The sequence below is a fragment of the Dyadobacter sp. 32 genome, from assembly GCF_902506755.1.
Taxonomy (GTDB): domain Bacteria; phylum Bacteroidota; class Bacteroidia; order Cytophagales; family Spirosomataceae; genus Dyadobacter.
The window spans coordinates 4460519-4472460 of record NZ_LR735258.1; the positions used below are offsets into that span (position 1 = coordinate 4460519).

An 11942-nucleotide genomic window follows, 5' to 3' on the forward strand; every position below is an offset into this window, starting at 1 on the left:
GGTCGTAAAACGGTGAGGAAATTTTTTGGAAAGCCGGTAGCGCCGGAATCGCTATCGGCTTTGCTTTTGTAAAAAATTATTTATTCATAGTATTTATAGAAAAGGGTTTAGGTTTAGGAAAATCAATTACATCTCTTACCTGATACAATTACCTGATCATCAACCACCTTGTAGCTTGCATCAATCGCTTCGCATATTACATCCAGGCGTTCATACAAGGTTTCGTTGGTTAATGAGGTAGTCAGCCGGCATCCCGACAATAGCTCTTCATCATATTTGATTTCCACCCCGTAGGCCTTTTTGAGCGCCTCAAAAATGGATGCTACCTGCACATTTGCGAATGTAAAGTGCATCAGCTCCTCGGGGCTTATTACGATCTGGGGTTTGTCCACCAGCGAACGGCTGATCGTCTCTTTTTGTCTCAAAAATATCGCCTGCTGATTAGGAGCAAGTGTTACGCTTCGAATCCTGGATTTTTCCGTAATCTTATTTTTATTGGCAAATACTGCTACTTTTCCACTTTTCACGGATACAACAACCCGTTGATCCTGATCAAAAGCTTTTATCGTAAAGCTTGTACCCAAAACCTTCGTGACCAACTCATTGGCGTAAACAACAAAAGGCCTTTCAGCGTTTTTCGTCACATCAAAGAAAGCCCCTCCGGAAAGAAACACTTCCCGCTCCCTACCTGTAAAGTCTTTGTTGAAACTTAACCGGCTGTTTTCATCGAGGGTAACCCTGCTGCCATCTGCAAGCTTTACGAGTAAGGGTTTATTTGAAGTATTCACAATTTCCTCCAAAGGAACATCTGCTTCACGAATAAGGCTGGTGTAGGTACTTACATTGGCTGTTTTTACCAACCCCACCTGCCACCATACCAGGCCTGCCAAAAATAGAATGGAGGCTGCTGCCAGATAATGAATTCGACCCAACATGTGCCTGACCCTTACTTTTTCCGAAGAAATAGCGTCATCGATCCTCTCCCATATCTCCTGCACTTCGAATGTGTCCACATCGGCCTTTAAGGCTTCGTCCAGGTGTAATACAATTTGTCTCGCCTGCGCAATGGTTTCCGCCTGATAAGGATATTCTTTCACCAGATCGTGAAATACAGAGGCATCCTCGGGATGACATAACTTTACCCAGTCGATGAATACTTCATCCTGAACAAAATCCTCTACGGTGTAGCTGGCGTATTTTTTTAACATATGATGACCTGTCTGACCTATAAATCGGGAAGATTATAGGTTGTACCCATTTTTTTCAAAAAATATTTTAATTTTTTATGCGAGACCAAGCACAACCAGAAAAATCCAGCCGGCAACCTCGAAGGTCCCGCGCAACTGGCTGATGGCACGATGAAGAAGATTACGTACCGACTGATTATTGAGGTGCATAAGCTGAGCAATCTGCTCTAAGCTGAAGTCGTGATGATAACGGAACAGAATGACTTCCTGCTGACGTTTTGAAAGCTTTTCAATAGCATGCTTTAGTCGCAGGATTTGGGCGTCGTCCGTTTCGCGCTGCATCAGATCATGTTCGAATGGCAAATCGCCCACGACATTTTCGAGGCGATCCGGGTAACTGTTATCCGACGAAACGGGTCCCTTTTCCATGTTTCGGATAATTCTGTTACGCAGGGAGCGGAACAAATAAAACTTTACAGAATCGGTCTCGGATAGGTTTTCCCGGTGAAGCCAAAGATGCAGAAAAAGGTCTTGAATACTATCCTTGATGAGCTGCCGGTTCGACGTTACCCTGTATCCATAACTGAGTAAATCCTCAACATACAGATTGTAAATTCGGGCAAAGGCTTCTTTGTCACCTTTCTGGAAGGTGTTCCATAAAAGCATATCCGAATTTAATGTCTTCAATTGCTACTGGTTAGTGACCGATTGACTTCCAAATAATACAGTGATGTTCGATTTAAATTTTTTCTAATAATCACAACATTTTGATAAAGATATAATGAAACAAGCCATTGTATCAAACATATGGCCAATTTAACAATTATTTAATCAATCGTGACCATATAAAAAAATCGATCGGTACACCCTTTCTCTCCACGTGACCATCTGCAAGTGTGGGTTATAGCCTGTTCATGATAATGATGATCAGGCGTTGGCCAAAACAACCTTTTGTCTCAAAATTTGTTTCGCTTTGATCAACTGGTTTTTTACGGTATTTGTAGAAATACTCAAAAAGCTGGCAATCTCCTTATACGACTTTCCTTCCTCCACATTCAGTTTAAAAATCTGCTTTCTCTTTTCCGAAAGGGCGTTCACTGCATTTTGTATGGAAATGATATGGGCTTCCTTTTCGTCTACCTCATCGTCCGACCAGGATTTCATGCTGTCCAGATATTGTTGTCTGGAGATATTGTCCTTCTCCAGTTTTTTAAATTGATCGAATACCTGATTTCTGAGGCTCACAAACAGATAAGCCTGAAAGCTGTGATCAGGTTTTATCTGCATACGGCGTGCCCATATTTTGGCAAATACGTCCTGAGTAACATTTTCGGCCTCCTCCTCATCTTTAAGCAAGGTGGTGCAAAATTTCACTGCCGGTGAGCGGAAATGTGTATAAAGCTGTGAAAAAGCGGCCTCATCACCCTGTGTCACACGGTAAAGGATCTGTTCATTTGGGAAATTCATAGGTTCAGGAATAAAAGTTAAAAAACAAAATGCCGGAATTATTCAGTTGTTAACCAATTCAGTTTAGGGTGACAGCCGAATTTGTGCTGCCTTTGATATTTTGAAACCTCGTATTTGGAAACCTTTCGGTCTGCTCTTTGTGTATATCGGATTATTTGTAAAATTGTAATTCGCCTCAACCTGGTAAACCTTTTCTGGGAAAAAGTTTACTTGACCATATATTTCTTAAAAATGCTGTTGATTCCCAGTTCGTCCTGCAGTTTATCGATCTGAACCAACAAATTATCCATGCCCTCTTTCAACGCATCGGTAAGCTCGCCCACGTCTCTCCTTGTGTAGGTGAGAATCGGAAATCCACGCTTTTCAAGACTGTATTTGGCAATGGTAGGATAGGCTGCATGAACGATATCCATACAATCCACAAAAAACTGCTGCACCCGATTTACGTCATCCTGACGATCCGTGTCGTTGTAATGTTTACAGATCCACACCACCAGTTCAGGATAGATATTACCCTGGATACATGACAGTCCGGCGGCTCCTGCCTGCAGGGAGGCCACGGCATTTACCATGTAAGCGTCATACAATCCAAACTTATACCCCTCGCCCACCTGAATGCGCCTCTTCACTTCTTCAATATCCAGGCAGGTATCCTTGTGATAAACCACCCGTCCCGTTTTTACCAATTCACCTAGCACGTCACTGTTGATCAAACGCTTGTAAGGTACCGGACATTCATAAAAACCCAGCGGAATATTGTCGGTAAGCGCTATCAGCTCTTTGGCATTTTTTAGAAATACTTCGTCCGACTCTTCTTCACCGGCTATAAGACCTGATATCGCAATCACAGCCTGCACGCCGGTACTATATATACGTTTTACGAATACTGCCTGTTCCGCAATCGGCCCACCGAAAGTTCCCGTAGCAACGACCGGTATACGCCCTGCCGCCTGCTCCACCACAGTACGTGTGACGTCCAACCTTTCCTGCTCGCTAAGCTCATACATTTCACTTGACAAACAATTGGCGAACAGCCCAGCCGAGCCCACTTCGATATAAAATTCTGTCAGTTCCCTAAGGCCCTCATAGTCAACCTCTCCTGTTTCCAGAAATGGAGTTAACATTACAGGTATAAATCCCTGTGGTAAAGACTCACTTGTGTTGTTCAAAGCCGCGCTCATTTATCGTTGTCAGGTTTTGTGAATGGTTTTCTTCCTATATTAATATCCTGCGCCAAAGATCAGAGCAACTGATCCTGACCCGGATCTATTTCCTTTCATACATCCAGAATCAATGGCTGTCCAGCACCGCTTCCCGCTCAGGCTTCACTTTTCCTTTCAGTCTCGTAAGCAGTAAACCAATGAGGAAAATGGTGAGTGTACCTACGACCATGATCATATTTTGATGAAGAGGGTTACGTAAGTAGTCGTAATTATCAGGTAGTTGCGATGAGAATGTCATCCAGATGATGACTGCGATACCAATAAGCGTCGCAGTGAGCGCCTCCGTATTTTTTGTATTTCTGGAAATAATCCCCAGCAGAAACAAGCCAAGCATCCCGCCTGCAAATATTCCCGACAACATCCACCATATATCCAGTACACTTTTGACCCCGATCATCGCTATCCCCGTAACCATACCCGCCAGCCCGAAGCCAGTAGTGGCGATATAAAGTATACGCATGGATTGCTTGGGTGTGAGGTCACTTTTGATGTAGCGCTGGTAAATATCCACCGAAAATACGGTCGCCGAGGCATTCATTCCGGAGCTGATGGTGCTCATAGCCGCCGACATGATGGCTGCAACGATAAGTCCCAATAGTCCGACCGGCACTTTATTAACCATAAAGTGTGGCATCACCTTATCTCCGTAATCCGCAGGGGTGAGGGTTGCAGCAAGCTGGCTGATTGCCTCAGCGGTGCCATTGGGCAAGCGTTCCGTGGCGGCCTGCATTTGTACAATATGCAACAACTCCGGATTGCTTTGGTAATAAGCATACAAGCAAGAGCCCAGAACGAAAAACATTAGCGAGACCGGCAAATAGAGATAAACGCAAAGCCAGATGGAACTGGAAGCTTCTTTAATAGAGGAGGTTGTATGATATCTTTGCACGTAATTCTGGTCCATCCCAAAGTTGTTCAGGTTCATGAAAAAGCCGTAAAGCAGAACCACCCAGAAGGAGGAAACGGTAAAATCGGGAGCATAGCTGCCCAAGCTGAATTTATTATCTACTTTACCGATATCAATGATGCGGGAAATTCCACCATCCATACCTGATATAACCAGATAAAGAATAACCAGCGCTCCCACCGTCTTGATGACTCCCTGAACCACTTCTGTCCAGATCACTGCTTCCATTCCCCCCATTACCGTATATATTACGATACATATTCCCACAACAATCATAATCGTAGCCATAGGGTATCCCGTCAAGGCCTGTAAGCTCAGTGCGATACCAAAGAAAATAGAGCCCATCCTGGCCAGCTGTGTCAGCAAAAAGCAGGCAACGGCGTAAGTACGCGCCCAGGGCCCGAACCGGTGCTCCAGGTGGGTGTAGGCGGAAACCTCTCCGGTATTGCGATAAAAGGGGATAAAAAACTTTGTAGCTACCCAGGCCGCAAACGGCATAGCCAGACTAAATACAAATGAATTCCAGTTACTGCCAAAGGCTTTACCCGGAACACCGAGGAAAGTATTACTGCTGAGAAAAGTGGCATAAATAGAAATACCAATCGCCCATCCCGGAATCTTACCGGAAGCCGTAGTAAACTGATCGGAGGTTGTATTCTTCCTGGAAAAATAAACGCCTACACCCACCATCGCTGCCAGATAAGCTAAAACAATAGACAGGTCGATAATAGGCAAGGATTTCATTCTCTTTTTTCGGTAAGTATAACTTTATGACAAAGAAACAGGATTAAGTACATGATTTTGTATTGTTTTATGCCTATTTATTGTACGATCTTACCAAAGAGATTTTATCAGTATAATTTGGCGCTCTACTCCTCAATCATAGATTTGTCTCTGAAAAAATAGCCCATTCCTACCGTAGAGGCCACGATAAGTACGATAAGTACAATTTTACTGAATAATCCTTCGCTTGGATGCTCTAATAAATAGCCAATATTCTGTGCCTCCTTTCCTGCCCAAACAGCTAATATCGTACGAGGAATCATTCCTAAAGTACCACCCAGAACCACCTGCCGCAACCGCGCTCCGGCCATTGCGAAAAACAAATTGGTAACGGCAAATGGTAAAACGGGCGAGAGTTTTGCAAAAAAAATCAACTTGATTTCATTATCCTGAAACCGAGTCAGCATTTTGCGTACAGCCGGGTATAGCTCAACCAGGTATAAACGCACTTTGTCCGCATTAAAAAATTGAGAAAGCCCATAAATCAACGCAATTGCCCCCACATTTAACCCTACCAATAAAGGAAGCGCGATCCAACCAAGAAAGTATCCAAACACCAAAGCAATAAAAGTGGGTGGGCTAAGTGCTACAGAAGACGATACCGTGAGCGCAACAGTGACCAGGATCCAGATATAAATAGGCCAGGAACGTAAAGCGGCCTCATTGTCCACAGCCCATGCGGTGAGTGCGGATGAAGTTAAGAGGGGTAAAATGGTCAGCAATCCGCTGATGAAAACAGGAAAGGACAGCTTAGACTTAGTTAAATTTTTCAACAACGTCCATGTTATATGATACATTACGTTAGAATGAACCAATGTATAGCTCAAAAGGTTTGTACAACCTTATCTTTGCGACCTCATATATTCGGATTAGTCTCCGGGAAATGGTTAACGTGAACCATTTCTCAGAACGAATGCCTCTGATTACAGCATCTTAAAGTCGGAACCCATGAAATTTGCAACCAAAGCCATACATGCCGGTATTGAACCAGACCCCTCTACCGGCGCGATCATGACACCCATTTACCAAACCTCCACCTTTGTACAGGAAAGCCCGGGTAAACATAAAGGTTATGAATATGCGCGGACACACAATCCCACCCGGACGGCCCTTCAGAATGCGCTGGCAGCTTTGGAAAATGGCGCCTACGGCCTATGCTATGCCTCAGGACTTGCAGCTACCGATGCCGTGCTGAAGCTATTCCGTCCAGGTGACGAAATCATTGCTACCAGTGACCTTTATGGAGGCACCTATCGGATCATGAAACGCATTTACGAGGCCTATGGGCTTATTTTCCATTTTGTGGATATGAGCCACATGGATAATATAGCAGGAATGGTTACGGATAAAACCAAATTAGTATGGATAGAAACGCCGACCAATCCGTTGCTGCGCATCATCGACATCGAGGCGGTAACAAATTTATGTAAGCAAAAAGGAATTTATTGCGCCGTGGACAACACTTTTGCTTCCCCCTACCTGCAGAACCCGCTGGACTCCGGAGCGGATATTGTGATGCATTCGGTTACCAAATACCTGGGAGGGCATTCTGATTCGGTTATGGGGGCGCTGATCACCAACAATGAGGAGCTGGCAAAGCAATTGCAATTTATTCAGAATGCGACAGGTGCTGTACCGGGCCCGCAGGACTGCTTTCTGGTATTACGGGGAATCAAAACCCTGCACGTCCGTATGCAGCGGCATTGCGAAAATGCCTTGAAAATAGCACAGTGGCTGGAAGCACATCCAAAAGTTTCCAAAGTCCATTACCCAGGACTTCCATCGCATACCGGGCACGCCCTGGCTTCGCGGCAAATGAAGGATTTTGGAGGTATGCTATCATTCGAACTAAGGGGGGATAGCTATGAAGAGGCAATGCATGTAATGGAAAACCTCCATCTGTTTTCACTCGCCGAATCGCTTGGCGGTGTGGAATCGCTTTGCAGCCACCCGGCCAGTATGACACACGCAAGCATCCCGAAAGAGGAGAGAATGAAGGTAGGACTAAAAGACACCCTGATCCGGTTAAGCGTGGGTATAGAAGATGTGGATGATTTGATCGCGGATCTGGAACAGGCAATAGGATAAGCAGCTTGCTCTTTTTTGCAATGCTGTTCAAAAACTTTACTTTTGACCCTGCATTTTTTAGATACCAAAAATTAATAGAGATAATGGAATTAACCGGAACAGTTATCGCCTTACTCCCGGAAGTAACCGGACAGGGCAAAAATGGCATGTGGCGTAAGCAGGAATTTATCCTTGAAATACCATCTCAATATCCAAAAAAGGTTTGTATTTCATTGTGGGGAGACAAGATCGACCAGGCTGGACTACAGGTAAACGATTCGGTAACTGCATCTATTGATGTAGAAAGCCGCGAATACAATTCACGCTGGTATACGGAAGTGAAAGCATGGAAGGTAGACAAAGCAGGTAGCGCCGGCGGATCATCAGCCGCAAGTCAGGGTGGAAGCGCATTGCCTCCGGTAACTACTTTCAGTGAAGAATCGGACGATCTGCCGTTTTAGGTAATTGAACTGTTGGGCTGCCCGTTTAACAAGGCCTACTTAAAAAATCATCAGCATCATCAGGTTTACCTGTGTTGATGATTTTTTAATTCGATCCCTTCTTTAGTTAATGATTTCCGACAAATTACGGAAACAAAGGAAATGGTGTCTTCCTACTTGAACCGCCCTAAAAAGCTGATGGCGCCTGGTAATCATAATGAAAATTATTAGTAACCAGGAAAACTATGTCCCTCGCCAACTTCGAATCGTATCTCCGAAAAAACGCATTGCTTCTTACATTTCATAAGCTCAACAGAAAATTTCCTTCAACACGGTATATCTTCAAATGGCTCCTGATCAGCACTTTGCTTGGCATCTGCGTGGGTTCAGTATCCGCTTTTTTTTTAGTATCTCTCGAATGGGCCACACAGCTTCGTGAGGCAAACAACTGGATTATCGCCTTTCTTCCTGTTGCAGGTCTGCTGATAGGGTTACTCTATTATTACCTGGGCAAGGAGGTGGAAGGTGGCAATAATTTGTTGATTGATACCATTCATGCCCCTCAGCAATACATTCCGTTCCGCATGGCCCCGTTTGTCTTAACTGGCACCATTGTCACGCATATTTTTGGCGGTTCTGCCGGACGTGAGGGTACAGCATTGCAAATGGCAGGTGCCATTGGAGATCAGTTCAGCAGAATATTCAGGCTATCCGCTTCTGATCGCAGAATTCTGTTGATTTCGGCCATAAGTGCCGGTTTCGGCTCTGTATTCGGAACCCCGCTGGCAGGTGCCATTTTTGGACTGGAAGTTTTTCTGATCGGACGTCTTAAATACGACGCCATTTTCCCTGCGTTTTGCTCGGCAATTATCGCAAGTTTAGTGACGGATTCCTGGCAGGTAGGGCATACACACTACCATATTCCAGTAGTGCCCGAGGTCTCTGCTTTCACTATACTTTATTGTGTACTGGCCGGTGCTGCCTTTGGTATTGTGGCAGCTTCCTTTAGTAAAACGATTCACCTGTGCTCAAAAATTTTTAAAGCCATCATCCCCTATCCTCCGTTGCGACCTGTTGCTGGAGGAATTATTGTGGTCATTGGGGTCTGGTTTATAGGTACCAGATACATTGGACTAGGGATCCCTGTAATTGTCAGCTCCTTTAACGAAAGCCTTCCTCCTTATGATTTTGCCTTAAAAATGATTTTTACCATCATTACGTTAAGTGCAGGCTTCAAAGGGGGCGAAGTCACTCCGCTGTTTTTCATTGGCGCTACACTTGGCAATGCCTTATCTTACTTTATTCCGCTGCCCACAGGTCTTCTGGCAGGAATGGGCTTCGTTGCCGTGTTTGCGGGAGCTACAAATACTCCATTATCCTGCATTGTCATGGCCATGGAACTTTTCGGAAGCGAATGTGGAATTTTTGTTGCAATAGCATGCGTCGTTTCATACCTTTTTTCCGGACACACAGGCATTTACAATTCTCAAATCATTGGTGAACCCAAAAATCCACATTTTGTGCAAAGTGCCGGAAAAACCATCAATGAAAAACCTAGCTCGATTGATAAGCCATTGACATCGTAAACTTATCGATCATTTCGTGCGGATGCACTTCAAGTATCCGCGCCAGCACCATCACCACCAGCGTGTTAGAAGCAATTTTTCGGGGAATACCCGCAAATGCCGCAAACAGATCCACTGTTACCGATTCTTTTTCACCCAGGAGCTTCATTAATTTCTCCTCCTTTTCTCCATACTGGAACCGCACATCACGTTCTCCGCGGCCACGGCGCATGATTTCTTTCATTTCGCGACTTGCCTGAATGGATTTATCTTCAACCCGGATATACGCCTGCCTGTTTCCGGTACCATCCACCACATAGTGTGGCTTGTCCACACTACGCAAAATGGTCATCACCAGCACATCCCGGTCGGGGGTGATTGGGATTCTTTCAGTTTTGTAGTTGATTTTTGGGAAAATGTATTTGTCGATGGCTTTGGTGAGCGTGTATTCATCCTCTTCAGCATCTTTGAGCCCTTTGATCGTTTTGTCGTCGCCGACTCCTACAAACAGCTTACCTCCGCCTGTATTGGCAAAAGCGACCACCTCACGGACAATTTTTTCAGGATGATTGGATTTCAGCTTGAATTCCACGTGCTCACCCTCACCTCTTTTAACCAGCTCTTTCAGCAATCGAAGTTCCATCATGTTGAATGGATAGATACCTGAATTATTTAATCTTCCGGACTGCTTTCTGACGTCCTGACAGTTAACGCTAACAATTTACATTCCTTTCACCGTATTGCAAAAATTATCAGGCACTCGTTTATAAAATCATCCGGCAAATCAAAAAAAAACGGCACTGATCAGCGCCGTCTCTCTTTTAGTATTCGTCTTCGTTAAAAAAGAAGTCATCTTTTGTCGGATAATCCGGCCAGATCTCCTCAATGCTTTCATACGGCTGGCCATCATCTTCAAGTTCCTGTAAGTTTTCAACAACTTCCAGGGGAGCACCCGTCCTGATTGCAAAGTCAATTAGCTCATCTTTGGTAGCCGGCCATGGAGCATCTTCCAGATATGACGCGAGTTCGAGAGTCCAGTACATAGTATTTTCGCCTGTTAAATAGTTACTAACAATTTTTGCAAAAGTAAAAAATTCTGCATCTTTTAATAGCTTTAAGCGAAAAAAAAGAAAAATAATTGTTTTTTGAAAAAATATATTTTTAAAACTATTATATATTATTGATTATCAATACATTAATTAGATAAGTTAGCCGAGAATGTTTCCGCTGACATCCCCATCCTACATGGATCTTAAGGATCATTTCAGGCATAAGAGGACGTTTCCGATTCCATAACTGCGACAATACCCTTTCTGCGCAGTTAGTGACTTCAGTTCCAATTTTAGTCCAGCATGATCATCGTGTTAAACAAATTTAGATTTCAGATATTTTTGATATCCTGAACACAATTGTATGCTTTATGAGCACTTGCCATCTAAGATACACTCTTCGCTGGTTTTATCAACGGGTAAAATTCTAATCCAACAACTACCCTGATTGGATTTCCATTCCCGTTTCGTAATTTTCACAATCATTTAGTGTATAAATATATGACCATTGAAGTTTGTGCCTATTCACTCGAGTCCTGCATTAACGCGCAGGCAGGTGGAGCAGGAAGAATCGAATTATGCGGCGGATTGGGTGAGGGCGGAACCACTCCAAGTGCCGGGTTGATTGAAGTTGTTCGTCAGCACGTTGACATTGATTTATATGTCATGATTCGCCCGCGGGGGGGAGATTTTGTCTATGATATTTTCGAAGAAGAGATCATGAGAAAAGATATTGATCTTGCAAAAAAACTGGGTGCCAATGGTGTTGTTTTGGGCGTTTTGCAGGCCGATGGCCAAGTGGACGTGGCACGAACCAAAGCGTTGGTGGATCATGCCTATCCCATGAAAGTCACCTTTCACCGGGCCTTCGACCTTACACCAGATCCTATAAAGGCTTTAAAGGCGGTTATTGAAACGGGTGCTATGCGAATATTGACATCGGGCCAAAAACCTTCCGCGCCGGAGGGCATTATACTGTTGGAGAAACTGGCAGAAATCGCTGGTGATTCCATCGAAATCATGGCTGGTGGCGGCGTGAATCACACCAATGCCCGACAATTATCGCAAGCCGGGGTGCAATCGCTGCATTTAACAGCAAAAGCTTTCCGGCCCGGACGGCAAAAATATTTCCCATCGGATATTTCCATGGCAGGAGCGGTTCCGGATGAGCGTTCGGTTATGTACAGTGATCTCAGTCTGATCGAAGCCATGGTACAAGCGGTTGCTATTTGACCTTACTACATATGCCCTGTC

The 11942-nt window shown here is 44.4% G+C and carries 12 protein-coding genes; 4 read left to right on the forward strand and 8 right to left on the reverse strand.

The window, feature by feature from the left end; genetic code table 11:
• Positions 1-122 precede the first annotated feature (122 nt).
• From DYADSP32_RS18100 to DYADSP32_RS18125, 6 genes are all read right to left on the reverse strand, one after another.
• Positions 123-1208 (reverse strand): FecR family protein, encoded by a 1086-nt coding sequence (locus DYADSP32_RS18100; protein ID WP_149241432.1) that lies wholly within the window; start codon positions 1206-1208, stop codon positions 123-125.
• 75 nt (positions 1209-1283) lie between these two features.
• Positions 1284-1874, reverse strand: a complete 591-nt coding sequence (locus DYADSP32_RS18105; protein ID WP_149241431.1) for a sigma-70 family RNA polymerase sigma factor — start codon at positions 1872-1874, stop codon at positions 1284-1286.
• A 240-nt stretch (positions 1875-2114) separates the two neighbouring features.
• Positions 2115-2654 (reverse strand): RNA polymerase sigma-70 factor, encoded by a 540-nt coding sequence (locus DYADSP32_RS18110; RefSeq protein ID WP_149241430.1) that lies wholly within the window; start codon positions 2652-2654, stop codon positions 2115-2117.
• 206 nt (positions 2655-2860) lie between these two features.
• Entirely contained in the window at positions 2861-3835 is a 975-nt protein-coding gene (locus DYADSP32_RS18115) for a dihydrodipicolinate synthase family protein (RefSeq protein WP_149241429.1), read from the reverse strand.
• 109 nt (positions 3836-3944) lie between these two features.
• The gene (locus tag DYADSP32_RS18120) at positions 3945-5528 is read right to left on the reverse strand and encodes a sodium:solute symporter (protein WP_149241428.1); all 1584 of its coding nucleotides are present in this window, start codon (positions 5526-5528) and stop codon (positions 3945-3947) included.
• Between the two features lie 125 nt (positions 5529-5653).
• Positions 5654-6340, reverse strand: a complete 687-nt coding sequence (locus DYADSP32_RS18125) for a TVP38/TMEM64 family protein (RefSeq protein WP_414617887.1) — start codon at positions 6338-6340, stop codon at positions 5654-5656.
• A 175-nt stretch (positions 6341-6515) separates the two neighbouring features.
• On the opposite strand from DYADSP32_RS18125, the gene DYADSP32_RS18130 reads away from it, so the two are divergent.
• From DYADSP32_RS18130 to DYADSP32_RS18140, 3 genes are all read left to right on the forward strand, one after another.
• Positions 6516-7655: a cystathionine gamma-synthase gene (locus tag DYADSP32_RS18130; RefSeq protein WP_149241427.1), complete on the forward strand. Its 1140-nt coding sequence runs from the start codon at positions 6516-6518 to the stop codon at positions 7653-7655.
• Positions 7656-7738: 83 nt separating this feature from the next.
• Positions 7739-8095: a DUF3127 domain-containing protein gene (locus DYADSP32_RS18135; RefSeq protein ID WP_149241426.1), complete on the forward strand. Its 357-nt coding sequence runs from the start codon at positions 7739-7741 to the stop codon at positions 8093-8095.
• Between the two features lie 224 nt (positions 8096-8319).
• Positions 8320-9660, forward strand: coding sequence for a voltage-gated chloride channel family protein (locus DYADSP32_RS18140; RefSeq protein WP_149241425.1), 1341 nt, complete (start codon positions 8320-8322; stop codon positions 9658-9660).
• On the opposite strand, the gene DYADSP32_RS18145 is transcribed toward DYADSP32_RS18140, so the two are convergent.
• Together DYADSP32_RS18145 and DYADSP32_RS18150 are read right to left on the reverse strand one after the other, a co-directional pair.
• Positions 9629-10282 (reverse strand): ATP-binding protein, encoded by a 654-nt coding sequence (locus DYADSP32_RS18145; RefSeq protein ID WP_149244778.1) that lies wholly within the window; start codon positions 10280-10282, stop codon positions 9629-9631. The two genes, DYADSP32_RS18140 and DYADSP32_RS18145, sit on opposite strands and share 32 nt — an antisense overlap.
• A 178-nt stretch (positions 10283-10460) precedes the next feature.
• Positions 10461-10682, reverse strand: coding sequence for a DUF2795 domain-containing protein (locus DYADSP32_RS18150; RefSeq protein ID WP_013927448.1), 222 nt, complete (start codon positions 10680-10682; stop codon positions 10461-10463).
• Positions 10683-11189: 507 nt separating this feature from the next.
• Here DYADSP32_RS18150 and DYADSP32_RS18155 point away from each other — a divergent pair.
• Positions 11190-11921, forward strand: a complete 732-nt coding sequence (locus DYADSP32_RS18155) for a copper homeostasis protein CutC (protein ID WP_149241424.1) — start codon at positions 11190-11192, stop codon at positions 11919-11921.
• The last annotated feature ends 21 nt before the right edge of the window (positions 11922-11942 follow it).

Coding starts and splice junctions, on each gene's coding strand:
- DYADSP32_RS18130 (WP_149241427.1), top strand. CDS start 6,516: ATGAAATTTGCAACCAAAGCCATACATGCCGGTATTGAACCAGACCCC.
- DYADSP32_RS18135 (WP_149241426.1), top strand. CDS start 7,739: ATGGAATTAACCGGAACAGTTATCGCCTTACTCCCGGAAGTAACCGGA.
- DYADSP32_RS18155 (WP_149241424.1), top strand. CDS start 11,190: ATGACCATTGAAGTTTGTGCCTATTCACTCGAGTCCTGCATTAACGCG.
- DYADSP32_RS18140 (WP_149241425.1), top strand. CDS start 8,320: ATGTCCCTCGCCAACTTCGAATCGTATCTCCGAAAAAACGCATTGCTT.
- DYADSP32_RS18100 (WP_149241432.1), bottom strand. CDS start 1,208: ATGTTAAAAAAATACGCCAGCTACACCGTAGAGGATTTTGTTCAGGAT.
- DYADSP32_RS18145 (WP_149244778.1), bottom strand. CDS start 10,282: ATGGAACTTCGATTGCTGAAAGAGCTGGTTAAAAGAGGTGAGGGTGAG.
- DYADSP32_RS18120 (WP_149241428.1), bottom strand. CDS start 5,528: ATGAAATCCTTGCCTATTATCGACCTGTCTATTGTTTTAGCTTATCTG.
- DYADSP32_RS18150 (WP_013927448.1), bottom strand. CDS start 10,682: ATGTACTGGACTCTCGAACTCGCGTCATATCTGGAAGATGCTCCATGG.
- DYADSP32_RS18110 (WP_149241430.1), bottom strand. CDS start 2,654: ATGAATTTCCCAAATGAACAGATCCTTTACCGTGTGACACAGGGTGAT.
- DYADSP32_RS18115 (WP_149241429.1), bottom strand. CDS start 3,835: ATGAGCGCGGCTTTGAACAACACAAGTGAGTCTTTACCACAGGGATTT.